General features: G+C 59.7%; 21 protein-coding genes and 2 tRNA genes. 14 read left to right on the top strand and 9 right to left on the bottom strand.

The annotated features are described in order from the left end of the window. Positions 1-18: 18 nt before the first annotated feature. Positions 19-972, top strand: coding sequence for a hypothetical protein (locus BSF44_RS13460; RefSeq protein WP_095943911.1), 954 nt, complete (start codon positions 19-21; stop codon positions 970-972). A 109-nt stretch (positions 973-1,081) separates the two neighbouring features. Here the strand turns inward: BSF44_RS13460 and dinB are convergent, their stop codons facing one another. Then, complete coding sequence (gene dinB / locus BSF44_RS13455) at positions 1,082-2,143, bottom strand: DNA polymerase IV (RefSeq protein WP_095943910.1); 1,062 nt, start codon at positions 2,141-2,143, stop codon at positions 1,082-1,084. Positions 2,144-2,443: 300 nt separating this feature from the next. On the opposite strand from dinB, the gene BSF44_RS13450 reads away from it, so the two are divergent. From BSF44_RS13450 to BSF44_RS13435, 4 genes are all read left to right on the top strand, one after another. Beyond that, positions 2,444-2,520 (top strand) — tRNA-Met (locus BSF44_RS13450). Positions 2,521-2,752: 232 nt separating this feature from the next. Next, positions 2,753-2,829: transfer RNA gene (locus BSF44_RS13445), tRNA-Met, on the top strand. Between the two features lie 279 nt (positions 2,830-3,108). Next, entirely contained in the window at positions 3,109-5,751 is a 2,643-nt protein-coding gene (mprF, locus tag BSF44_RS13440) for a bifunctional lysylphosphatidylglycerol flippase/synthetase MprF (RefSeq protein WP_095943909.1), read from the top strand. Next, positions 5,751-7,046 (top strand): virulence factor family protein, encoded by a 1,296-nt coding sequence (locus BSF44_RS13435; protein ID WP_095943908.1) that lies wholly within the window; start codon positions 5,751-5,753, stop codon positions 7,044-7,046. The genes mprF and BSF44_RS13435 overlap by 1 nt, the downstream gene beginning before the upstream one ends. Positions 7,047-7,215: 169 nt before the next feature. Here the strand turns inward: BSF44_RS13435 and BSF44_RS13430 are convergent, their stop codons facing one another. Further along, positions 7,216-9,117: a potassium transporter Kup gene (locus tag BSF44_RS13430; RefSeq protein WP_095943907.1), complete on the bottom strand. Its 1,902-nt coding sequence runs from the start codon at positions 9,115-9,117 to the stop codon at positions 7,216-7,218. 293 nt (positions 9,118-9,410) lie between these two features. Between BSF44_RS13430 and rimO the strand changes: the two genes are divergently transcribed. From rimO to tsaA, 6 genes are all read left to right on the top strand, one after another. Next, complete coding sequence (gene rimO, locus BSF44_RS13425; RefSeq protein ID WP_008052161.1) at positions 9,411-10,748, top strand: 30S ribosomal protein S12 methylthiotransferase RimO; 1,338 nt, start codon at positions 9,411-9,413, stop codon at positions 10,746-10,748. A gap of 112 nt (positions 10,749-10,860) precedes the next feature. Continuing rightward, positions 10,861-11,334 carry a GNAT family N-acetyltransferase gene (locus tag BSF44_RS13420; RefSeq protein ID WP_095943906.1) on the top strand — a complete coding sequence of 158 codons (474 nt, stop codon included), beginning with the start codon at positions 10,861-10,863 and terminating at the stop codon, positions 11,332-11,334. Positions 11,335-11,520: 186 nt separating this feature from the next. Beyond that, positions 11,521-12,231 carry an rRNA pseudouridine synthase gene (locus BSF44_RS13415; protein ID WP_095943905.1) on the top strand — a complete coding sequence of 237 codons (711 nt, stop codon included), beginning with the start codon at positions 11,521-11,523 and terminating at the stop codon, positions 12,229-12,231. 75 nt (positions 12,232-12,306) lie between these two features. Beyond that, the gene (locus BSF44_RS13410) at positions 12,307-12,777 is read left to right on the top strand and encodes a DUF1456 family protein (RefSeq protein ID WP_095943904.1); all 471 of its coding nucleotides are present in this window, start codon (positions 12,307-12,309) and stop codon (positions 12,775-12,777) included. A gap of 217 nt (positions 12,778-12,994) precedes the next feature. Next, positions 12,995-13,765 carry an SDR family oxidoreductase gene (locus BSF44_RS13405; RefSeq protein WP_095943903.1) on the top strand — a complete coding sequence of 257 codons (771 nt, stop codon included), beginning with the start codon at positions 12,995-12,997 and terminating at the stop codon, positions 13,763-13,765. 187 nt (positions 13,766-13,952) lie between these two features. Further along, complete coding sequence (tsaA, locus tag BSF44_RS13400) at positions 13,953-14,651, top strand: tRNA (N6-threonylcarbamoyladenosine(37)-N6)-methyltransferase TrmO (RefSeq protein ID WP_095943902.1); 699 nt, start codon at positions 13,953-13,955, stop codon at positions 14,649-14,651. A 183-nt stretch (positions 14,652-14,834) separates the two neighbouring features. On the opposite strand, the gene fpr is transcribed toward tsaA, so the two are convergent. After that, positions 14,835-15,614 (bottom strand): ferredoxin-NADP reductase, encoded by a 780-nt coding sequence (fpr, locus tag BSF44_RS13395; protein ID WP_008054100.1) that lies wholly within the window; start codon positions 15,612-15,614, stop codon positions 14,835-14,837. Between the two features lie 148 nt (positions 15,615-15,762). Between fpr and BSF44_RS13390 the strand changes: the two genes are divergently transcribed. Then, positions 15,763-16,689, top strand: a complete 927-nt coding sequence (locus tag BSF44_RS13390; RefSeq protein ID WP_046041182.1) for a LysR family transcriptional regulator — start codon at positions 15,763-15,765, stop codon at positions 16,687-16,689. On the opposite strand, the gene BSF44_RS13385 is transcribed toward BSF44_RS13390, so the two are convergent. From BSF44_RS13385 to BSF44_RS13375, 3 genes are all read right to left on the bottom strand, one after another. Beyond that, entirely contained in the window at positions 16,686-17,048 is a 363-nt protein-coding gene (locus BSF44_RS13385; protein WP_007996906.1) for a diacylglycerol kinase, read from the bottom strand. The genes BSF44_RS13390 and BSF44_RS13385 overlap by 4 nt on opposite strands. A gap of 75 nt (positions 17,049-17,123) precedes the next feature. After that, positions 17,124-17,774, bottom strand: coding sequence for a response regulator transcription factor ErdR (erdR, locus tag BSF44_RS13380; RefSeq protein WP_095943901.1), 651 nt, complete (start codon positions 17,772-17,774; stop codon positions 17,124-17,126). 218 nt (positions 17,775-17,992) lie between these two features. Next, on the bottom strand, positions 17,993-18,751 hold the full coding sequence (locus tag BSF44_RS13375) for a tRNA-uridine aminocarboxypropyltransferase (RefSeq protein WP_095943900.1): 759 nt from the start codon (positions 18,749-18,751) through the stop codon (positions 17,993-17,995). Between the two features lie 189 nt (positions 18,752-18,940). Between BSF44_RS13375 and BSF44_RS13370 the strand changes: the two genes are divergently transcribed. Continuing rightward, positions 18,941-19,363 (top strand): PA3611 family quorum-sensing-regulated virulence factor, encoded by a 423-nt coding sequence (locus tag BSF44_RS13370; protein WP_095943899.1) that lies wholly within the window; start codon positions 18,941-18,943, stop codon positions 19,361-19,363. Here the strand turns inward: BSF44_RS13370 and BSF44_RS13365 are convergent, their stop codons facing one another. Next, entirely contained in the window at positions 19,364-19,558 is a 195-nt protein-coding gene (locus tag BSF44_RS13365) for a hypothetical protein (protein ID WP_057716151.1), read from the bottom strand. A 479-nt stretch (positions 19,559-20,037) separates the two neighbouring features. Between BSF44_RS13365 and BSF44_RS13360 the strand changes: the two genes are divergently transcribed. After that, entirely contained in the window at positions 20,038-21,156 is a 1,119-nt protein-coding gene (locus tag BSF44_RS13360) for a TIGR00730 family Rossman fold protein (RefSeq protein ID WP_095943898.1), read from the top strand. 44 nt (positions 21,157-21,200) lie between these two features. Here BSF44_RS13360 and recX read toward each other — a convergent pair whose 3' ends face one another. Beyond that, positions 21,201-21,668, bottom strand: coding sequence for a recombination regulator RecX (gene recX, locus BSF44_RS13355; protein WP_095943897.1), 468 nt, complete (start codon positions 21,666-21,668; stop codon positions 21,201-21,203). Between the two features lie 8 nt (positions 21,669-21,676). Next, positions 21,677-22,735, bottom strand: coding sequence for a recombinase RecA (gene recA, locus BSF44_RS13350; protein WP_046041172.1), 1,059 nt, complete (start codon positions 22,733-22,735; stop codon positions 21,677-21,679). Between the last annotated feature and the right edge of the window lie 32 nt (positions 22,736-22,767).

Here is a 22,767-nt window from a genome sequence, read left to right as displayed (position 1 = left end):
AGCAGATATAGAGACGTCATGGTCAAGCGAAACACCTTAGGCCTCGGTGGTGCCGCCTTGTGCGGCGCCCTGCTGGTCAGCGGCTGTGCCAATCACATGTCACAACGCAGCGAGCACGAGGAGCGGGTCGAGCGCAAATTGCTCGATCACAGCCTGCAGATCGATGTCGGTGAGCCCAAGGTGCTTGAGCTGCCGCAACGGCGGGTGAAAATCCACGAGCAGAAGACTTTCGAAGTCACCGAGTACGAAGTCACTCGTCACTACGATCGCTATACGCCGTACCAACCCTGGCGGGAGGTTTACGAAATTCCGCTGGGCGCGGTGGCCGTGGTGGCAGGTGTCGGTGCCAACGTGGTCAACGTGTTCGCCCTCGGCAATCTGCCGGACAGCGTGACCAAGGACTGGCTGAGCTACGGTTTCGCCGGGCTCAACCCGTTCATGAACGTGCAGTCCCACGGTCGCGCGCAGCAGAACCTGGCCGGTATTGATGAAGTCCAGCGCGACAAGCGTACGGAATACTCAAGCCTGCCCTGGAGCGAGCGCCCGGTCGAGGTCAAGGCCGGCAAGGAAACCTTCGAACTGACCACCGACAAAAACGGCATATTGCGCCTGAATCTGTTGGACAACCCGTTCGCCGAACATGACATCAATCACCTGAGCCGGTTGCTGATTCGTGTCGAGGATGCCCAGGACGACGTGCACACCGACTCCTCGCTAGCCGTCAGCAGCACCTTGCGCAGCAAGCTCTATGAGGCCCACGGGCTGATTTATGACGATCTCGAAGGCGACGAAGTCAATCAGTGGGTCCACCGGGTCAAGCGCCTGTCGGAGCTGGGTCTTGAAGAAGAAGCCAGCGAACTGGAACAGAGCCTGATCGAACTGACGCGCAACGATCCCGAATTACAGACCGAATTCCTGAAGTCGCTGGCCCGCAATGGCGAACGGCTGGTGGCGAATCCGGGGCTGAACTAAGAGCCAAAAAGCTTCGCGAGCAGGCTCGCCCCCACATTGGATTTGTGAACATTCAAATCCCTGTGGGGGCGAGCCTGCTCGCGAAGAGGCCCGCAAACTCACCACCCAACTACCGTTCAAACAACTCCATCTGCTCGAACCCGCCCCGCAAATCCTCCAGCCGCACGCCGACACCCAGCAACCGCACCGCTTTACCACCGCGATTGAAGGCCTGGGTCAGCATCAACTGATAACTCCCCAGATCCCGCCCTGCCCCGGCCTGCTCCAATGTCGTCTGGGTGAAGTCGTGGAACTTCACTTTGACGAATGGTTTGCCCGGACGATAGCTGCTGTCGATCCGCGCCATGCGACCCGCCAGGGTCTCCAGCAGCTCGGGCAACTTGTCCAGACAGCTCTTCAGGTCCGGCAGATCGACGTCGTAGGTATTTTCGACACTGATCGACTGACGACGACTGTCGTTGTGCACCACGCGGTCATCGATCCCACGGGCCAGGCTCCAGAGTCGCTCGCCAAAGCTGCCGAATTCACGCACCAGTGCCAACTTGTCCCACTCGCGCAATTGCAGGCAATCGGTGATACCCAGCTTGCCGAGCTTGTCGGCGGTGACTTTGCCGACCCCGTGCAACTTGCTCACCGGCAAGCCACTGACAAAGTCCTCGACCTGGTCCGGAGTGATGACAAACAGGCCGTTGGGCTTTTTCCAGTCACTGGCGATCTTGGCCAGAAACTTGTTCGGCGCCACGCCCGCCGACACGGTGATATGCAACTGGTTGGAGACCCGGCGCCGGATGTCCTGGGCGATTCGCGTTGCACTGCCGGCGAAATGCGCGCTGTCCGACACATCGAGGTACGCCTCATCGAGCGAGAGCGGTTCGATGATCTCGGTGTAATCGCGAAAGATCGTGTGAATTTCCCTGGACGCTTCTCTATAGGCGTCCATGCGTGGCTTGACGATGGTCAGGTCCGGGCACAGCTTCAAGGCATGCCCGGAGGACATCGCCGAACGCACCCCGTACGCTCGCGCCTCATAATTGCAGGTAGCGATCACCCCGCGCCGGTCCGCCGACCCACCTACCGCCAGTGGTTTACCGGCGAGGCGTGGGTCGTCGCGCATCTCGATGGCGGCATAGAAACAGTCGCAATCGACGTGGATGATTTTGCGTTGGGTCATAGCAAAGCCGTGTTCATGGCAAAGAAAAGGCGTCATGGCGTGCCGGACAAACAGTATCTCACCGACACCTGTATATAGCACCAGTAGTCTGAATGTTCTTTTTCAATCGTAGGAAGAGTCGATTGTGAATTTATTTTTTCAATCGAAAAATTACTTTCAATAGACGCGCAGGCCTTACGCTACTTGCCTTACAGACCGGTCGACCTCCCATTTTTAACGCTAACCGATTGAACAGGAAGAGGTTTTATCGGAATTGGAGGTTGACACCCGAGCGCATCTCTATAGAATGAGCCACACAGACGCGGGATGGAGCAGTCTGGTAGCTCGTCGGGCTCATAACCCGAAGGTCGTCGGTTCAAATCCGGCTCCCGCAACCAAACATCAAAAAAGGCTACTCGAAAGAGTGGCCTTTTTTGTGCGCGCTCATTTTGTAGCACCGAACGCCGAAACAAGCCCTGGACGCTCAAACAGACCGAAACCGGAAATCGTTCTGATTCCGAAACTTAGGCCACCCCTGCGACCGTTTGACGCGATTCAACATTTATTTGACCTGCTTCAGGATTAACGGTTGACACCCCGGCGTATCTCTATAGAATGCCGCCACACAGACGCGGGATGGAGCAGTCTGGTAGCTCGTCGGGCTCATAACCCGAAGGTCGTCGGTTCAAATCCGGCTCCCGCAACCAAACATCAAAAAAGGCTACTCGAAAGAGTGGCCTTTTTTGTATCTGTTGAAAAAGTCCTTTCGCAACAATGGCCTGTCACTGTGTAGCGAGCTATTCGGGGTCCCCCATGCGCCGAGGCGCCGACTATGCTCCATCACAGCCGGAAGCCTCCACGACTGATAACGCGCCGCCCCTGTTGCCGGGTGATAGGCGTTAATATTTGTGATTATTTTTTTCTACAGGGATTGGTAACTTGGCTGGATACCTCCATCCTGTCGCGCACAATCCAAGAGGTGATTGATGCGCGCCAACTCGTCTGATTCACAAGACACTGTCACAGCGACACAACCGATCAATGCCGAGCGTTTGCGCCTGCTTGATCGATTGAGCAAGTACCGTCAACCCATTGGTCTGGCGGTCACCCTGCTGCTGTTCGCGATCGCGCTGATTGCCTGTCGCCACCTGTTGAGCGAACTCGACCTTGACGCGCTGCACGACTCGATCCTCGAGATTCCGAAACCTGCCTTGATGGGCGCACTGGGCGCGACCGTGGCGGGCTTCATCATTCTGCTCGGCTACGAATGGTCGGCCAGCCGCTATGCCGGGGTGAGCCTGGCACCGCGTGAGCTGGCGCTGGGTGGGTTCACGGCCTTTGCCATCGGCAACGCCATCGGTCTTTCAATGCTGTCGGGCGGTTCTGTCCGCTATCGCCTCTATGCCCGCCATGGCCTGGGAGCGGCTGAAGTCGCCCGCATGACGTTGTTCGCCAGCCTCTCGCTGGGTTGCGCCCTGCCACCGCTGGCTGCCCTGGCGACGCTCAGCGACCTGCCAGCGGCGTCCTCCGCCCTGGGACTCTCCCAGACGTTGTTGGGCGTAGTGGCGACCGCCGTGCTCGTACTGTTTTCCGGGTTGGCCATCGGTATCTACCGTCGTCGGCTGCCGGATCAGCCTTACCCGGACAACCTGCTGGTCAGGGTCGGGCGCCGCACCTTGCGCCTGCCCGGGCGTCGCTTGACCTTCCTGCAATTGGTCATCACCGCTCTGGACGTAGCGGCCGCCGCGACCGTGCTCTATCTACTGCTGCCGGAAACGCCACCCTTCGGTGCGTTCCTTCTGGTTTACCTGCTGGCCCTGGCCGCCGGCGTGCTCAGCCATGTGCCGGGCGGTGTCGGGGTGTTCGAAGCCATTTTGCTGGCGGCGTTTTCCGACACCCTTGGCGCTGCGCCACTGGCGGCTGCCCTGCTGCTCTATCGCTTGATCTATGTGGTCTTGCCCCTGCTGGTGGCCTGCCTGTTGTTGCTGGTCAACGAAGGTCAACGCCTGTTCCAGACACGCCAGACGTTGCGCGCGGCCTCGGGCCTGGCGGCACCGATACTGGCAGTGCTGGTGTTCCTGTCCGGCGTTGTCCTGCTGTTCTCCGGCGCCACCCCGGAAATCGATACCCGCCTGGAACACATCGGTTTTCTGATCCCCCATCGACTGGTCGATGCTTCGCACTTCGGTGCCAGCCTGGTCGGTGTGCTTTGCCTGCTGCTGGCCCAGGGGCTGCGTCGCCGGCTGTCGGCCGCGTGGATGTTGACCACCATTCTGTTGCTGGTCGGCGCCCTGCTCTCGCTGCTCAAAGGCTTCGACTGGGAAGAAGCCAGCCTGATGGTGCTGACGGCGAGCCTGCTGGGGGTATTCCGCCGCTCGTTCTATCGCCCCAGCCGCCTGACCGAAGTACCGTTCTCGCCGTTGTACCTGGTGGCTAGCCTGTGCGTACTCGGTGCGTCGATGTGGCTGCTGCTGTTCGCCTACCAGGACGTTCCGTACAGCCACCAACTCTGGTGGCAGTTCACCCTCGACGCTGACGCCCCTCGCGGCCTGCGCTCGCTGCTCGGGGCTGCCGTGCTGCTGGTGGTGGTGTCCCTGACCTGGTTGTTGCGCACCGCGCGTCCGGTCATTCACCTGCCCACGCCCGACGAACTGGAGCGCGCCAGCAAGATCCTCATGGCATCGGCCCAACCGGATGGCGGCCTGGCCCTGACCGGTGACAAGGCGCTGCTATTTCACCCCAATGACGAAGCCTTCCTGATGTATGCCCGTCGCGGCCGCAGCCTGGTAGCGTTGTATGACCCGATCGGCCCGGGCCAGCAACGGGCGGAAATGATCTGGCAGTTCCGCGACCTGTGCGACATCCACCACGCCCGTCCCGTGTTCTATCAAGTGCGCGCCGAGAACCTGCCGTACTACATGGACATCGGCCTGACCGCGATCAAGCTCGGCGAAGAAGCCCGGGTCGACCTCAAGCGTTTTGATCTCGAAGCCAAGGGCAAAGAGATGAAGGACCTGCGCTACACCTGGAACCGTGGCACCCGGGACGGCCTGTCCCTGGAAATCCATGAGCCGGGGCAGGCACCGATGGATGAGCTCAAGGTGATTTCCGATGCCTGGCTGACCGGCAAGAACGTCCGCGAGAAAGGCTTCTCGCTCGGCCGCTTCAGCGATGACTACCTCAAGCATTTCCGCATCGCGGTGATTCGCTTTGAAGGACGCCCGGTGGCGTTCGCCAACCTGCTCGAGACCTACGGCCACGACCTGGCCAGCCTCGACCTGATGCGCGCGCACCCGGACGCCCCGAAGCTGACCATGGAGTTCATGATGGTCGGCCTGATTCAGCATTATAAAAACCATGGATACGCGCGTTTCAGCCTGGGCATGGTGCCGTTGTCGGGGTTGCAACCCCGTCGCGGCGCGCCATTGACCCAGCGCCTGGGCTCGATGGTATTCCGCCGTGGTGAGCAGCTGTACAACTTCCAGGGCTTGCGCCGCTTCAAAGACAAGTTCCAGCCTGATTGGGAACCCCGTTATATGGCCGTGCCCGCCGGACTCGATCCGCTGGTTGCGCTGGCCGACACTGCCGCCCTGATCGCGGGCGGCTTGACCGGATTGGTGAAACGCTGATGATTCAACGCTCCTTGCGGTATGTATTGGGCACGCTGGTGATAGTGGCCCTGATTCTCGGTGGCGGTTTCTGGTACCTGAAACGCCCGGCACCGGAACCGACCCTCCAATTGCTGACCCCGGCCGAGGGTGCGGCCATGACCCGCGTCATCCCCGGCACCACGCCACACGCCCAAGTGCTGGTGGCGGTCAACGAAGACCAGAAACTCAGCGACAAGCAATTGATCACCCTGAGCCGCAGTGGTTCGGCGCAAATTGTCCAGGTGATCCTGCCCAAGGACTGCCTGCTGCAAAGCCGTGCCCTGCAATCGGGACTGCGGGAACTCAAAGGCCCGGCGACCCTGGTCAGCGGCATCGGCCCTGGCGCCGTGCTGGCCTGGCGCTGGTTGTCCGAGCAAAAGGACGACAAGGCCTACGCCGTCTCGGTCGACCTGGCCCTGGAAAAGGGCGGCTGCACGCACCTGTTGCCGAAAAGCGCCGCCCACGGCCACTGGCTGGCGGCGTGGAACGACAATCCGGACGATACCAGTGCCGGCTTCGTGCGTGACCAACCGAACGCCGAAACCAGCATCAGCGACTACGACATCAACCTGCCGCAAGTGCTGAACAACGAACTGCGCAAGATCCTCGTCGGCGGCGACAAAGCTGCGGGCGGCCTGCAGATTCCGGTGGTCGAAGTGCCGGCGGGCCAGGCCAGGGACACCGTGACCCTGTTCCTTTCCGGTGACGGCGGCTGGCGCGACCTCGACCGCGACGTGGCGGGCGAAATGGCCAAGATCGGCTACCCGGTGGTCGGCATCGACACCCTGCGCTACTACTGGCAGCACAAGAGCCCGGAACAAAGCGCGCTGGATCTGGCTGAACTGATGCAACACTACCGGCAGAAATGGGGCACCAAGCGCTTCATCCTGACCGGCTACTCGTTCGGCGCCGACGTACTGCCGGCGATCTACAACCGTCTGGCCGAGTCGGAGCAGCAACGCGTCGATGCGATCATCCTGCTGGCCTTCGCCCGTACCGGCAGCTTCGAGATCGAAGTCGAAGGCTGGCTCGGCAATGCCGGCAAGGAAGCCGCCACCGGCCCGGAAATGGCCAAGCTGCCAGCCGCCAAAGTGGTGTGCATCTACGGCGAAGAAGAAACCGACGAAAGCGGCTGCACCGACAAGACCGCGGTGGGTGAAGCCATCAAGCTGCCTGGCGGCCACCACTTCGACGAGAACTACCCGGCGCTGGCCAAGCGTCTGGTGGATGTGATCGAGAAGCGGCAAGCCAAAGAAGCAGAAGCTCAAGAGTGATCTGAGCCTCGCTGAAGAAAAGCCCCCGCCATCTCACGATAGCGGGGGCTTTTTCATTCAACGCCACAAATCCCTGTAGGAGCGAGCCTGCTCGCGATGGTCTTCAACGATAACGCTGAACACCTGACACCCAGTGGTGATCTCAGGTTCATCGCGAGCAAGCTCGCTCCTACATCTCCACCTGCGTCCCCAGTTCAATCACCCGGTTCAGCGGCAGATTGAAGAAACGCAGATTGCCGTTGGCGTTCTGCAACATGAACGCAAACAACGCCTCACGCCAGCGCGACATGCCTTCGAGTTTGGAGGCGATGACCGTTTCGCGGCTGAGGAAGTAGGTGGTGCGCATCGGGCTGAAGTCCAGCTCTTCGAGATGACACAGTTTCAACGCCTTCGGTACGTCCGGCTCGTCGGTAAAGCCGAAATGCAGAATTACCCGATAGAAACCTTCGCCGTAGGCATCGACCTCGAACCGTCGTGTTGGCGGCACCCGCGGGATGTCTTCGTACACCACCGTCAGCAGCACCACTCGCTCGTGCAGCACCTGGTTATGCAGCAGGTTGTGCAACAGCGCGTGGGGTACGGCATCCGGCCGTGCCGTCAGGAACACCGCAGTGCCCTGAACACGATGTGGAGGCTGTACGGCAATGCTGCTGATGAAGATCGGCAGCGGCAAGCCACCCTCATCGATACGCTCGACAAGCAACTGCTTGCCGCGTTTCCAGGTGGTCATCAACACAAACAGCGCGAAACCGGCGATGACCGGGAATGCACCGCCCTGAACGATTTTCGGCACGTTGGCGGCGAAGTACAGGCCATCCACCAGCAGGAAACCGAGCAACAGCGGAACGGCGAGAAGCGGTGGCCATTTCCACAACAGCAAAATCACGGCCGACACCAGGATGGTGGTCATCAGCATGGTCCCGGTCACCGCCACACCGTAGGCCGAGGCCAGGGCGCCGGAGGATTCGAAACCCAGCACCAACAACACCACGCCGACCATCAGCGCCCAGTTCACCGCGCCGATGTAGATCTGGCCCTGTTCGGCACTGGAGGTGTGCCGGATGTGCATGCGCGGAATGTAACCGAGCTGGATCGCCTGACGGGTCAGGGAAAACGCACCGGAAATCACCGCTTGCGAGGCGATCACCGTGGCCAGGGTCGACAGGCCGACCAGCGGGAGCAATGCCCAGTTCGGTGCCAGCAGATAGAACGGGTTACGGGCAGCTTCCGGGTCACCCAACAGCAAGGCACCCTGACCAAAATAGTTCAACACCAGCGCCGGCAGCACGAGGATGAACCAGGCACGAGCGATCGGCTTGCGGCCGAAGTGGCCCATGTCCGCGTACAGCGCTTCGGCACCGGTCAATGCCAGTACTACAGCGCCGAGAATTGTCACGCCCATGCCCGGGTGGTCGATGAAGAAACGTACGCCCCACACCGGGTTCATCGCTTGCAGGACTTCCGGATGCTGGCTGATGCCATAGACGCCCAATGCACCCAGCACAAGGAACCAGGTGACCATGATCGGCCCGAACAGAATGCCGATGCGCGCCGTGCCGTGACGCTGGATCAGAAACAACGCGACAAGTACCACCAGTGACAGCGGCACGACCCAATGGTCGATGCCTTCGAAGGCCAGCCCCAGGCCTTCAATCGCCGACAGTACGGAGATCGCCGGGGTGATCATGCTGTCGCCATAGAACAACGCCGCGCCGATCAGTCCGCAGACCACCAGCAACATGCGCAATTTGGCGTGCCCCGCCGCCGCCCGCCGGGCCAGCGCGGTCAAGGCCATGATCCCGCCTTCGCCCTGGTTGTCGGCGCGCAGTACGAACATCATGTACTTGATCGACACAACCCAGATCAGCGACCAGAAAATGAGTGCCAGGATCCCCAGCACGCCGTCATGGTTGACCGGTACGCCATAGCCACCGGAAAACACTTCCTTGAGGGTGTACAACGGACTGGTGCCGATATCGCCATAAACCACCCCGACTGCCGCGACCAGCATGCCGATCGGCTTGACCGCCGAATGCTCGGCACCTGCAGCCTGACTACTTGCCTGACCCATCCACCACTCCTGATTCTCAGACCCGGGCTTCTTTCAAAGAAGCACTATGCTTTGTCGTGCAGCATGCGCTGTTTTACTTCACGTTACAGACGTTTTGTTGACTGTAAAAAAACAGTAAAGCGTAACGGCGCGAAGCATAACGCAGCACTCGTCGTATTTCCCTGCATAAAGCTGGTCAAGTGAACGACTCATCGCTAGAATTGCGCACTTTTTGATCAGAGGCGCCGTTCAAGCGCCCGTCCGTCGGTTTTGCCCTGCCCGGCAAGCGGCGTCACAAAATACCGAGGTTAGACATGTCCACCACTCCTGCGCCGGCCAATCCAAAGGTTGGCTTCGTATCCCTGGGTTGCCCCAAAGCACTGGTCGACTCCGAGCGCATCCTTACCCAGCTGCGCATGGAAGGCTATGACGTGGTGTCGACCTACCAGGACGCCGACGTCGTGGTAGTCAACACGTGCGGCTTCATCGATTCGGCCAAGGCCGAGTCCCTGGAAGTGATCGGCGAAGCCATCAAGGAAAACGGCAAGGTCATCGTGACCGGCTGCATGGGCGTCGAAGAAGGCAACATTCGCAACGTACACCCGAGCGTGCTGGCCGTGACCGGCCCGCAGCAGTACGAGCAAGTGGTCAACGCCGTGCACGAAGTCGTGCCGCCGCGCCAGGACCACAACCCGCTGATCGACCTGGTGCCGCCACAAGGCATCAAGCTGACCCCGCGCCACTACGCGTACCTGAAGATTTCCGAAGGTTGCAACCACAGCTGCAGCTTCTGCATCATCCCGTCGATGCGCGGCAAGCTGGTCAGCCGTCCGGTCGGCGACGTGCTCGACGAGGCCCAGCGCCTGGTCAAGTCCGGTGTCAAGGAACTGTTGGTGATCTCCCAGGACACCAGCGCCTACGGCGTCGATGTGAAATACCGCACCGGTTTCTGGAACGGCGCGCCGGTGAAAACCCGCATGACCGAACTCTGCGAAGCCCTGAGCACCCTCGGCGTCTGGGTGCGCCTGCACTACGTTTATCCGTACCCGCACGTTGACGAGCTGATCCCGCTGATGGCCGCCGGCAAGATCCTGCCGTACCTGGACATCCCCTTCCAGCACGCCAGCCCGAAAGTGCTGAAGTCGATGAAACGCCCGGCCTTCGAAGACAAGACCCTGGCCCGCATCAAGAACTGGCGTGAAATCTGCCCGGACCTGATCATCCGTTCGACCTTCATCGTCGGCTTCCCGGGTGAAACCGAAGAAGACTTCCAGTACCTGCTGAACTGGCTGACCGAAGCCCAGCTCGACCGCGTCGGCTGCTTCCAGTACTCGCCGGTAGAAGGTGCACCGGCCAATGACCTGGACCTGGAAGTCGTCCCGGACGACGTCAAGCAGGACCGCTGGGAGCGCTTCATGGCGCACCAGCAGGCCATCAGCTCGGCGCGCCTGCAAATGCGCATCGGCCGTGAGATCGAAGTGCTGGTCGATGAAGTCGACGAGCAAGGCGCGGTGGGCCGCTGCTTCTTCGATGCCCCGGAAATCGACGGCAACGTATTCATCGACAACGGCAGCAACCTCAAGCCGGGCGACAAGGTCTGGTGCAAAGTGACCGACGCCGACGAATACGATCTGTGGGCAGAACAGATCTAAACGCAAAAAATACGCAAAGCCCCGCTCTCTAGACGAGATGCGGGGCTTTTTTACGGCTATCGTTTTAGGTTGAAAGGATTCCTATCAACCACTGCACAAGAGGCAGACGGGCATGCGTCAGCATTCGGTCATCCACACGCCGAAACTCGGCGACTACGAAGAATTGACCCGGGTCTGGGAGGCCTCGGTCCGCGCCACCCATGATTTTCTGCCCGACAGCTATATCGAACTGCTGAAGAACCTGGTGCTGACCCGCTACCTCGATTCGGTGATGCTGATCTGCACCAAGGATTCGAACCAGCGCATCACCGGGTTCGCCGGTGTCGCGGCCGGCAAGGTCGAAATGCTCTTCATCGACCCTGACCATCGCGGCCAGGGCCTGGGCAAGAAATTGCTGCGCTATGCCCTGGAACACCTGAACGCCTATGAACTGGACGTCAACGAACAGAACCCGCAAGCCCTGGGCTTTTACTTCAAGCAGGGCTTCGAGGTCATCGGTCGCTCGGAAGTCGATGGCATGGGGCAGCCGTATCCGTTATTGCACATGCGTATGCGTCAAAACCAGCAGCGCTCACAACAGGCCTGACGCCATAGAAACCTGTGGGAGCTGGCCTGCCAGCGATTGCATCATCCTGGTGTATCTGACAAACCGTAGCGTCTGCATCGCTGGCAGGCCAGCTCCCACAGGAAATGCAACCGCATTGAAATGGAACCGGGATTAACCGGCGCCAGGCAGGTACAATGCCCACCCCCTTTTTGTTACGGCCCTGACATGACTGACCCGATTCGTCTCTCCAAACGCCTCATCGAACTCGTCGGCTGTTCCCGTCGGGAGGCTGAGCTGTTCATCGAGGGCGGCTGGGTCACCGTCGACGGTGTGGTCATCGACGAGCCGCAATTCAAGGTCGAGACCCAGAAAGTCGAGCTTGATCCCGAAGCCAAGGCCACCGCGCCGGAACCGGTGACTCTGCTGCTCAACGTGCCCGCCGGCATGGACGCAGACACCGCCATGGCCACCCTCGGCGCCGAGACGCTGAGCGAAGAGCACCGCTACGGCAAGCGACCGTTGCGCGGGCACTTCCTGCGCCTGACCGCCAGCACCGACCTGCAGGCCAACGCCAGCGGTCTGCTGGTGTTTACCCAGGACTGGAAAATCCTGCGCAAACTCACCGCCGACTCCAGCAAGATCGAGCAAGAGTATGTGGTCGAGGTTGAAGGCGAAATAGTGGCCCACGGCCTGAACCGCCTGAACCACGGCCTGACCTACAAGGGCAAGGAGTTGCCGGCGGTCAAGGCCAGCTGGCAGAACGAGAACCGCCTGCGCTTTGCCATGAAGAACCCGCAGCCGGGCATCATCGCCCTGCTTTGCCAGGCGGTCGGCCTCAAGGTCGTCGCCATCCGTCGCATCCGCATCGGCGGCGTGTCCATCGGCAAAGTGCCGGTGGGGCAATGGCGCTACCTGTCCGGCAAAGAGAAGTTCTAAGGCTTTTCTCGCCGCCACACATTTCGGCGCCGCGCCTGGCCGCGACGCCCACAGCTGAATATCAGGACTGCACACATGATTCATAACGACGTACTGCGCAGCGTGCGCTACATGCTCGACATCAGCGACAAGAAAGTCATCGAGATCATCAAGCTCGGCGGCATGGACGTGACCCTGCCGGACCTGCTGACCTACCTCGACAAGAAAGAGGAAGACGAGGAAGGTTTCGTACGCTGCCCGGACGAAGTCATGGCGCACTTCCTCGACGGCCTGGTGATCTTCAAGCGCGGCAAGGACGAAAGCCGTCCGCAGCAGCCGATCGAAGTGCCGGTGACCAACAACATCATCCTGAAAAAGCTGCGGGTGGCGTTCGAGCTCAAAGAAGACGACATGCACGCGATCCTCAAGGCCGCCGAGTTCCCGGTGTCCAAGCCTGAGCTGAGCGCACTGTTCCGCAAGTTCGGCCACACCAACTATCGCCCGTGCGGCGACCAGTTGCTGCGCAATTTCCTCAAGGGCCTGACCCTGCGCGTTCGGCCGCAATAAACCTCAGGCTGATTGCTATCCCTGTAGGAGCGAGCTTGCTCGCGATGGACTCAAGAGCGCCGTGTTTAGCCAGTAAATACGCGTTATCGTTACCGACCATCGCGAGCAAGCTCGCTCCTGCCAGGGCCGAATGGCTTCCCATTCCGCACAAAAATAGTGGCTCCGCTTCTGGCGGCTGACGACTAGGGTGTAAAGACCTCAGCTCTCAGGATTTGCCATGCATCCCTACTTTTCCCTGCAAGGCCGCACCGCCCTGGTGACCGGCGGCACCCGTGGTATCGGCAAGATGATCGCCAAGGCTTACGTCGAGGCGGGCGCCACCGTGTACGTCTGCGCCCGCGACGTCGAAGCCTGCCAGCAAACCGCCGACGAACTCGGTGCACTTGGCCGCTGCCGCGCCATCGCGGCGAACCTGGCCAGCGAAGAGGGCGTCCTGCAACTGGCCACGCGCCTGGGCGAGCAGATCACACATCTGGACATCCTGGTGAACAATGCCGGCACCACTTGGGGCGCACCGTTGGAGAGCTACCCGATCAAGGGCTGGGAAAAAGTCATGCAGCTCAACGTGACCTCGGTGTTCAACTGCATCCAGCAGTTCCTGCCCCTGCTGCGTAAGGCCGGTTCCGAAGCGAATCCGGCGCGGATCATCAACATCGGATCGGTGGCCGGGATTTCCTCCTTCGGCGAGCAGGCGTATGCCTACGGGCCGAGCAAGGCTGCGTTGCATCAACTGTCGAGGATTCTGGCGCGGGAGCTGGTCAGCCAACACATCAACGTCAACGTGATCGCGCCGGGGCGTTTTCCGAGCAAGATGACTCAGCACATTGGCAATGATGAGCAGGCACTTGCACAGGATACGGCGCTGATTCCAATGAAGCGCTGGGGGCGCGAGGAAGAGATGGCAGCGCTGGCGATCAGTCTGGCGAGTACTGCAGGGGCCTATATGACCGGGAATATCATTCCGCTGGATGGCGGGTTCAGCCTCTGAAATCGGCGGTGCGGCTTTCGCGAGCAGGCTCGCTCCCACAGGGGATTTGTGGTGGACAGAAAACGAAAGAGCGCCCCCGAATCAATGTGGGAGCGAGCCTGCTCGCGATAACGGACTGACCGGCGCCACCGGGCCAGAGGCCGTGTGGGTTATCATGCCAGCCTTAATTCCACCTCGACCCCAAACCATGACCTACAGCGTTTCCCCCATCGGCTTCGTGCGCTCCTGCTTCAAGGAGAAGTTCGCCATTCCGCGCCAACCGCAACTGGCCCCGGCCGCCCGGGGGGTGCTGGAACTGGTGGCGCCATTCGATCAAGGGGACGCGGTACAAGGTCTGGAGCAAGTCAGCCATGTGTGGCTGTTGTTCCTGTTCCACCAGGCCCTGGAGGAAAAGCCTCGCCTGAAAGTCCGCCCTCCTCGCCTCGGCGGCAATAAGTCCATGGGTGTATTCGCCACCCGCGCCACCCACCGCCCCAATGGCATTGGGCAGTCGGTGGTGAAACTGGACAAGGTCGAAGCCGGCCGGTTGTGGATCTCGGGCATCGATCTGCTGGATGGCACACCGATTCTCGATATCAAACCCTACGTGCCCTACGCCGACATCATCGACACAGCCTCTAACAGCATCGCCAGCGCCGCGCCGCAACTGATTCCCGTGCAGTGGACGGGCACAGCGCTGCAACAGGCTCACGAGCATGCCCAACGCCTTGCAGAGCCTTTGGTCGAGTTGATCGAGCAGTGCCTGGCGCAGGATCCGCGCCCGGCCTATCAAACCCCTGCGCCCGAGCGGGAGTACGGCGCACAGTTCTGGGATGTCGATGTGCGCTGGCATTACCCGACACCGGAACTGATACGCGTGCTGGAAGTCATTCCCGCAAAAGGCTGAACGCCGGAAACGAATAAGCCCGCATGACCTTCCCAAGTCATGCGGGCTTTTCAGTTGCGCTGCAAATCTACTGTAGGAGCGAGCCTGCCCGCGAAAAACCTGAGGACGCCGCTGGGTATCAAGCTTCCCGCGTTATCGTTGACCTCCATCGCGAGCAGGCTCGCTCCTACAAGTGACCTGCGGTCACTTCTCGACGAACGCTCGCTCGATCAGGTAATCACCCGGCTCGCGCATCCGCGGCGAAACCTTCAGGCCGAAGCTGTTCAGCACTTCGCTGGTCTCGTCGAGCATGCTCGGGCTGCCGCACAGCATGGCGCGGTCGTCCTGCGGGTTGATCGGTGGCAGACCGATGTCGCTGAACAGCTTGCCGCTGCGCATCAGGTCGGTCAGGCGACCTTCGTTCTCGAACGGCTCGCGGGTCACGGTCGGGTAGTAGATCAACTTGTCACGCAGCGCGTCACCGAAGAACTCGTTCTGCGGCAGGTGCTCGGTGATGAACTCGCGGTAAGCGACTTCGTTGACGTAACGCACGCCGTGGCACAGGATCACTTTTTCGAAACGCTCGTAGGTTTCCGGGTCCTGGATAACGCTCATGAACGGCGCCAGGCCGGTACCGGTGCTGAGCAGGTACAAATGTTTGCCAGGCTTCAAGTCATCCAGTACCAGCGTGCCGGTAGGCTTCTTGCTGATGATGATCTCGTCGCCTTCCTTCAGATGCTGCAACTGCGAAGTCAGCGGACCATCAGGCACCTTGATGCTGAAGAACTCGAGATGCTCTTCCCAGTTCGGGCTGGCAATCGAGTAAGCGCGCATAAGCGGGCGGCCGTTGGGCTGTTGCAGGCCGATCATCACGAACTGACCGTTCTCGAAGCGCAGGCCCGGATCACGGGTGCACTTGAAGCTGAACAGAGTGTCGTTCCAGTGGTGAACACTGAGGACACGCTCGTGGTTCATGTTGCTCATGTACGTGGGACTCCTGGAGATTGGTCTGCGCGTGTTCGGCGCCTGCTCTGCAAAAAAAGCCAGCTCTGCGCAATTGCATCGCATTCTAAAGGCAGAGACAATATCTGTTAAATGGATTATTAAGATAAGGGTTATCGGTTATATCGATATGCGATTTACTCTCCGTCAACTTCAAGTATTCGTCGCCGTCGCCCAGCAGGAAAGTGTGTCCCGTGCCGCGGGCCTGCTCAACCTCTCGCAATCGGCGGCGAGCACCTCGATCACCGAACTGGAGCGCCAGTGCAGCTGCCAGTTGTTCGACCGTGCCGGCAAACGCCTGAGCCTCAACGCCCTCGGTAAACAGCTGTTACCGCAAGCGGTGGCGCTGCTGGACCAGGCCAAGGAAATCGAAGACCTGCTCAATGGCAAGTCCGGGTTCGGCTCGCTGGCCGTGGGCGCCACCCTGACCATCGGCAATTACCTGGCCACATTGTTGATCGGCAGTTTCATGCAGCGCCACCCGGAAAGCCAGGTGAAGCTGCATGTGCAGAACACTGCCAATATCGTGCAGCAAGTGGCCCACTATGAAATTGATCTGGGTCTAATCGAAGGCGACTGCAGCCACCCGGACATCGAAGTGCAAAGCTGGGTCGAGGACGAACTGGTGGTGTTTTGCGCGCCCCAGCATCCGTTGGCCAAGCGCGGCACGGCCACCATGGACGAGTTGAGCCACGAAGCCTGGATCTTGCGCGAACAGGGCTCGGGCACGCGGTTGACCTTCGACCAAGCCATGCGCCATCACCGCACTTCGTTAAACATCCGCCTCGAGCTTGAGCACACCGAAGCGATCAAACGCGCGGTGGAATCAGGCTTGGGGATTGGCTGCATTTCCAGGCTGGCTTTGCGCGACGCATTCCGCCGCGGCAGCCTGGTGCCTGTCGAGACGCCGGATCTGGATCTGGCGCGACAGTTTTATTTCATCTGGCATAAACAGAAATATCAGACCTCGGCGATGCGCGAGTTCCTCGATCTGTGCCGCGCTTTCACCGCCGGGGTTCAGCGCAGCGACGAGATCGTGCTGCCGACGATCGCTTAAAGCAGGATCACCGCCCACACCAGGGCAATCATGCTCAATGCCACGAACTGGGCGGCACTGCCCATGTCCTTGGCATTCTTGGACAGCGGGTGCCGTTCGAGGGAAATGCGGTCGATGGCCGCTTCCACGGCCGAGTTGAGCAACTCGACGATCAACGCCAGCAGGCAGACCGCGATCAACAACGCCCGTTCGACCCGGCTGACATTCAGGAAGAATGACAAAGGAATCAGGATGACATTGAGCAATACCAATTGCCGAAAGGCGGCTTCACCGGTGAAGGCTGCGCGCAGGCCGTCCAGCGAATAACCGGAAGCATTGAGAATACGTTTCAGGCCGGTCTGGCCTTTGAAAGGTGACATAGAGTGGGCAACTGGCAAAAAAGAAGTGGGAAAGCTAGTTCAACCAAAGTCAAAAAAGCGTGAATTTGCCAGCCTTTAATGGCTGGAAATTGACTCAAGTTGTTGCAGGAGCAGCGCAGCCTGGGTTCGGGTCCGCACATTCAGTTTACGGAAAATCGCGGTCACGTGCGCCTTGATAGTAGCCTCGGAAACGCTCAGTTCGTAGGCGATCTGCTTGTTCAGCAAGCCTTCACAGACCATGGTCAGCACCCGGAATTGTTGCGGGGTGAGGCTGGCAAGACCTTCGCTGGCCGCTTTGGCCTCATCCGAGACACTGACCGCTTCGAACGCCTGCGGCGGCCAGAACACGTCGCCATCGAGGACTGCACGCACGGCCTTCTGGATCACACTCAAGTCGCTGGATTTGGGAATGAAGCCACTGGCGCCGAACTCACGAGACTTGACCATGATGGTCGCCTCTTCCTGGGCCGAGACCATGACCACCGGAATCTGCGGGTACTGGCCGCGCAGCAGGACCAGCCCGGAAAAACCGTAGGCCCCTGGCATGTTCAGGTCCAGCAACACCAGATCCCAATCGGACTTTTCGGTCAGGCGGACTTCCAGTTCGGCGATGCTCGCCACTTCCACCAGACGGACGCCCGGGCCAAGGCCCAGGGTCAGCGCTTGATGCAAGGCACTACGGAAAAGTGGGTGGTCATCGGCAATCAGGATTTCGTATGTGGCCATTTTTCAAATGATCCTGTTTTTCATGGGACGCCCGATGCATTCGGACCTCGCCAAAGCAAGTCAAGACACAGCCACGGAGCTGTACTGACAAGGCGCGCTCAACGCAAAAAACGGCGTCGAAAATTCCGGCCGCACCCTAATCGGCGCCAAGCATGCCCAGCGAAGCCGGGGTGGTCAAGCAGCATGGCCGGTACACTTTATTGCAGTATGCGCGACAATCAGTCCATCAATGGGGTGGCCGGCTGAACATAGGGCATCAACTCGGCGTGCGCCGGGGTCGAAACGTTCATCTCCAACTGGTGTTTGGCGTCGAGGTAATGCTGGCTGAACACATCGAAGTAGGCATCCAGCGCCGACGCCGCGGCGACATCGCCTGCAAGGTCGAGGCACAGCGCCGCCACTTCCGCCGTGCACAAATGCTCACTGCGGGTGGAGCGGCGCAACCTGTAGCGGGAGAGTTTCTCCGGAAGCAGGCTGAGGATCGGCAGTCGGTCGAAATAGGGGCTCTTGCGAAAGATCTTCCGTGCTTCGGTCCAGGTCGCATCCAACAGAATGAACAGCGGGCGCTTCGTGCCATCGACATCCACGCTGTTTGTCACGCGCTCAGGTTCGACGTACTCACCCGGAAACACCAGGTAAGGCTGCCATTGCGGGTCGGACAACAGCGCCAGCAACTTCGGATCGATTTCGGTACGGGACCAGATGAAGGCGTGGTTGTCAGGTACCACGTCGGCGATCAGCCAACCAGTGTTGCTCGGCTTGAACACTTCCTTGTTGGTCATGATCAGGCACACGCCGGAGCGGGTAGCGACCTGCGGACGCCACGCGCACAGGCAGTGACTCTCGATCACCCGGCAGTCACGGCAGCGCGGCGCGCGCCAGCCACGGGCCTGAATCGGCTTGATGCCCTCCTCCTCACGCTGATCGCGCAAGCGGGCTACGGCATTCAAGGCAAAGCGCGCGGGGGTATGACTCATAGTGGGCAACGCCCACACAGAAGGGAAATCGACACGAAAAACACTCGACAGGGTAAAAAGTGCCAGCAGTTTACCAGAGCGCCCGGCGCAAGCCTGTACCGTCCAGCCCGGCTCCCCTATAATTCGCCGCCACTGAACGCACAGCCACGTGACGGGTCCAACCCCGCATCACTGAACCAGGAGAGTTTCATGCTGCGCCTTATCGTTCCTACCGCGGCCATTTTGCTGGCGTCGTCCTTCAGCGCCCAGGCTGCGTCCTTGAAAGACACGGAACTGAACAAAATGCTGCAAAACGTCGCCACCCAGAGCAGCGTCGGCACTCCTCGAGCGATCAACGAAGACATTCTCGATCAAGGCTACACCGTTGACGGCAAACAGCTGATCAACCACCTGAGCGTGCAGAGCAGCCATGCCGACAAAATGCGTGCAGACCCGAAAGCCGTGTACTTCCAGTTGGGGGCTTCTGTCTGCCGAAACGAAGGGTTTCGCAAGCTGATGGCCAAGGGCGCAATCATGCGTTACGACTTCACCGAGGTGAAGACCAACCGCCCGGTCGGCTCCGCAAGCTTCCAGGAATCGGATTGCCTGCAACCGACCAAGAAGAAAAAGTAATCACCTGGAATTGGCGCGCCGCTGTTCATCTTCGGCGCGCAGTTCCGCCAGCAGCGCCTGCAAGTAATGTGAACGACGCTCGCCACCGCGCAAACGTCGGCAGCACTCCTCTTCGAGACTCAAATGATGGGTCTCGGCTGATGACTTCAGCAATCGATACAGTTGCGTATCGATCTCCAGAACGACTCTGGCCATGGTTTCCCGCCTCCCTGCACTTCACTCATGTCTGAGTGATAAATCCTTGAATCGCTTGTACCGTGCGCCTTGCCGTTGACGCAAAGTTGTCGTGTTGCACCTGTAACTTAGTAAATCAGAGTGCAGCACATACGACGTACGTTCAGACGAGCGGTGAAAGCACCTTGCAAATCGTCAATAAGCGGTTGCCAGGAAAGACTTTGTGGCGCAATGATCAAGACAGCGCAAATCACTGTAAGAGTCTGGATTTCAGGGTATCCACATTCACTTTTTCAGGGCTGGAAAGGGGCTGGCCGTCGCTTGTCATGCAGTGCGAACTTTTTTCATCCAAGGGAAAACAGAGCCTGTTTGGATGATCCGATGCCTTTCGGGTCAAGTAGATCGCCCTGGCATGGGCCTGGGCAGACGGCGACACATGAAGTGTCGTGGCACCGGCTTACGTTGTCGGGCCGAGGGTTCTGTGCAGAAGGAGAAGCTGAATGCCTTACCAACCGAATGACCTCCTGAGCCGTCATTTCGAAGAAAGCGGCCACGACCTCATCAGCAAGGTTGAAGAACAACTCAAGCTGATTTCACCCAACAGCCCGAACACCCCGATCTACCGCGACATGATCCTGACCGTGCTGCGCATGGCCCAGGAAGACCACAACCGCTGGAATGCCAAAATCACCCTTCAAGCCCTGCGCGAACTGGAACAGGCTTTCCGCGTGCTCGAACAATTCAAGGGGCGGCGCAAGGTCACTGTTTTCGGCTCGGCCCGTACCCCCGTGGAACATCCGCTCTACAGCATGGCCCGGGAACTCGGCGCTGCGCTGGTGCGCTCGGACATGATGGTCATTACCGGTGCCGGTGGCGGCATCATGGCCGCCGCCCACGAGGGTGCCGGCCTGACACATAGCCTGGGCTTCAACATCACCCTGCCCTTCGAGCAGCATGCCAATCCCACTGTCGACGGCACGACCAACCTGCTGCCCTTCCACTTCTTCTTCACCCGCAAGTTGTTCTTCGTCAAGGAAGCCGATGCCCTGGTGCTGTGCCCGGGTGGTTTCGGTACGCTGGATGAAGCGCTGGAAGTGCTGACGTTGATCCAGACCGGCAAGAGTCCATTGGTGCCCGTGGTGCTGCTCGACGCGCCGGGCGGCAAATTCTGGAAAGGCGCACTGGACTTCATTCACCAGCAACTGGAGGAAAACCACTACATCCTGCCCACTGACATGAAGTTGGTGAAACTGGTCTACAACGTCGAAGAAGCGGTAGAGCACATCAACCAGTTCTACAGCAACTTCCACTCCAGTCGCTGGCTCAAGCATCAGTTCCTGATTCGCATGAATCACACACTCAGCGACCACGCACTCGAACACATGCAGGAGGCTTTCGCCGACCTGTGCCTGAGTGATCATTTCCATCAGTGCACTTACAGCGGCGAGGAACACGACGAAGCCGAATTCAGCCATCTGGCGCGGCTGGTCTTCAACTTCAACGCCCGCAATCATGGCCGTCTGCGCGAGCTTGTGGACTACATCAACCTGCCGGAAAACTGGGCACATTCAACCCCCCAAGTGCAGCAACGCACGCGGGAGCCGTCAAAGGTTACGTGAGGCATAAAAAACGGCCCGTTATCGAAATAGCAGGCCGTTTCAGTTCAATCGTCCATCCCTCGACCGCTGAACAGGCGGTTGATCATTTCCATGGAGTATCCCCGATACGCCAGGAACCGGCCTTGTTTGGCTCGCTCCCGGGCGTCTGCCGGCAATTGCCCAGAGAACTTGCGCCGCCAGGTATCGATCAATTGCTCCTGCCAGTCGATACCACTCTCACGAAGGGCGAGTTCAATATCGGCACGCTGCAGACCACGCTGGCCCAACTCTTCACGAATGCGTAAAGGGCCATAACCGGAACGGGCGCGGTAGGAAACGAAACTTTCGAGATAACGGGTTTCGGACAACAACCCCTCTTCCGTCAATCGGTCGAGGGCTGTTTCGATCATTTCAGGGAGGGCGCCGCGCTGACGCAGTTTACGTGTCAGCTCGACACGACCGTGCTCGCGTCGTGCGAGCAGGTCCATTGCGGTTCGCCGCACCGCGACGAGTGTATCTAGTACGGCGGTCATTGCTTCGATCAGATATCAGCGTCAGCCAGGTCGTCTTCGGTCTCTTTGACCGCAGAAGCTTTGGCGTCGGCTACCGACGAAGGGGACAGCAGCTTGTCACGCAGTTGCTTCTCCAGCTTTGCCGCGACTTCCGGGTTGTCTGCCAGGAACTTGGCCGAGTTGGCCTTGCCCTGACCGATCTTGGTGCCTTCATAGGCATACCAGGCACCGGACTTCTCGACGAAACCGTGCAGAACACCCAGGTCGATCATCTCACCGTTGAGGTAGATGCCCTTGCCGTAAAGAATCTGGAACTCGGCCTGACGGAACGGCGAAGCCACCTTGTTCTTCACAACCTTGACGCGGGTTTCGCTACCGACGACCTCATCACCTTCTTTCACCGCGCCGGTACGACGGATGTCCAGACGAACCGATGCGTAGAACTTCAGTGCGTTACCACCGGTGGTGGTTTCCGGGCTACCGAACATCACACCGATTTTCATACGGATCTGGTTGATGAAGATCACCAGGCAGTTGGCGTTCTTGATGTTACCGGTGATTTTACGCAGCGCCTGGGACATCAGACGGGCTTGCAGGCCCACGTGCATATCACCCATTTCACCTTCGATTTCAGCCTTTGGTACCAGGGCGGCCACGGAGTCGACAATGATCACGTCAACCGCGTTGGAACGCACCAGCATGTCGGTGATTTCCAGAGCCTGTTCACCGGTGTCCGGCTGGGAAACCAGCAGGTCGTCGACGTTGACGCCCAGCTTGCCGGCGTATTCAGGGTCGAGGGCGTGCTCGGCGTCGACGAATGCGCAGGTCGCACCGGCTTTTTGAGCCTGGGCGATCACGGACAAGGTCAGCGTGGTTTTACCGGAAGATTCAGGACCGTAGATTTCAACAATACGGCCTTTTGGCAGGCCGCCGATGCCAAGAGCGATGTCCAGACCCAGAGAGCCAGTGGAGATGGCCGGGATCGCCTGACGATCCTGATCGCCCATACGCATTACGGCACCCTTGCCGAATTGACGTTCGATCTGACCCAGGGCCGCAGCCAAGGCTTTCTTCTTGTTGTCGTCCATTAAAGTCCTCACGTAATCAATAAGGCCTGACG

This window comes from Pseudomonas sp. ACN8 (assembly GCF_002303925.1).
Taxonomy (GTDB): domain Bacteria; phylum Pseudomonadota; class Gammaproteobacteria; order Pseudomonadales; family Pseudomonadaceae; genus Aquipseudomonas.
The sequence above is the reverse complement of the archived record's forward strand: the minus strand, read 5'-3'. Positions and strand labels throughout refer to the sequence as shown.

What these genes read in the sequence shown, in the direction of transcription:
- recX (WP_095943897.1), bottom strand. Translation starts at nt 21,668, where the DNA reads ATGACCGCCGTACTAGATACACTCGTCGCGGTGCGGCGAACCGCAATG.
- BSF44_RS13410 (WP_095943904.1), top strand. Translation starts at nt 12,307, where the DNA reads ATGATTCATAACGACGTACTGCGCAGCGTGCGCTACATGCTCGACATC.
- BSF44_RS13385 (WP_007996906.1), bottom strand. Translation starts at nt 17,048, where the DNA reads ATGTCACCTTTCAAAGGCCAGACCGGCCTGAAACGTATTCTCAATGCT.
- BSF44_RS13405 (WP_095943903.1), top strand. Translation starts at nt 12,995, where the DNA reads ATGCATCCCTACTTTTCCCTGCAAGGCCGCACCGCCCTGGTGACCGGC.
- BSF44_RS13415 (WP_095943905.1), top strand. Translation starts at nt 11,521, where the DNA reads ATGACTGACCCGATTCGTCTCTCCAAACGCCTCATCGAACTCGTCGGC.
- erdR (WP_095943901.1), bottom strand. Translation starts at nt 17,774, where the DNA reads ATGGCCACATACGAAATCCTGATTGCCGATGACCACCCACTTTTCCGT.
- rimO (WP_008052161.1), top strand. Translation starts at nt 9,411, where the DNA reads ATGTCCACCACTCCTGCGCCGGCCAATCCAAAGGTTGGCTTCGTATCC.
- BSF44_RS13460 (WP_095943911.1), top strand. Translation starts at nt 19, where the DNA reads ATGGTCAAGCGAAACACCTTAGGCCTCGGTGGTGCCGCCTTGTGCGGC.
- fpr (WP_008054100.1), bottom strand. Translation starts at nt 15,614, where the DNA reads ATGAGCAACATGAACCACGAGCGTGTCCTCAGTGTTCACCACTGGAAC.
- BSF44_RS13390 (WP_046041182.1), top strand. Translation starts at nt 15,763, where the DNA reads ATGCGATTTACTCTCCGTCAACTTCAAGTATTCGTCGCCGTCGCCCAG.
- BSF44_RS13430 (WP_095943907.1), bottom strand. Translation starts at nt 9,117, where the DNA reads ATGGGTCAGGCAAGTAGTCAGGCTGCAGGTGCCGAGCATTCGGCGGTC.
- BSF44_RS13360 (WP_095943898.1), top strand. Translation starts at nt 20,038, where the DNA reads ATGCCTTACCAACCGAATGACCTCCTGAGCCGTCATTTCGAAGAAAGC.
- BSF44_RS13435 (WP_095943908.1), top strand. Translation starts at nt 5,751, where the DNA reads ATGATTCAACGCTCCTTGCGGTATGTATTGGGCACGCTGGTGATAGTG.
- dinB (WP_095943910.1), bottom strand. Translation starts at nt 2,143, where the DNA reads ATGACCCAACGCAAAATCATCCACGTCGATTGCGACTGTTTCTATGCC.
- tsaA (WP_095943902.1), top strand. Translation starts at nt 13,953, where the DNA reads ATGACCTACAGCGTTTCCCCCATCGGCTTCGTGCGCTCCTGCTTCAAG.
- BSF44_RS13365 (WP_057716151.1), bottom strand. Translation starts at nt 19,558, where the DNA reads ATGGCCAGAGTCGTTCTGGAGATCGATACGCAACTGTATCGATTGCTG.
- BSF44_RS13370 (WP_095943899.1), top strand. Translation starts at nt 18,941, where the DNA reads ATGCTGCGCCTTATCGTTCCTACCGCGGCCATTTTGCTGGCGTCGTCC.
- mprF (WP_095943909.1), top strand. Translation starts at nt 3,109, where the DNA reads ATGCGCGCCAACTCGTCTGATTCACAAGACACTGTCACAGCGACACAA.
- BSF44_RS13420 (WP_095943906.1), top strand. Translation starts at nt 10,861, where the DNA reads ATGCGTCAGCATTCGGTCATCCACACGCCGAAACTCGGCGACTACGAA.
- BSF44_RS13375 (WP_095943900.1), bottom strand. Translation starts at nt 18,751, where the DNA reads ATGAGTCATACCCCCGCGCGCTTTGCCTTGAATGCCGTAGCCCGCTTG.
- recA (WP_046041172.1), bottom strand. Translation starts at nt 22,735, where the DNA reads ATGGACGACAACAAGAAGAAAGCCTTGGCTGCGGCCCTGGGTCAGATC.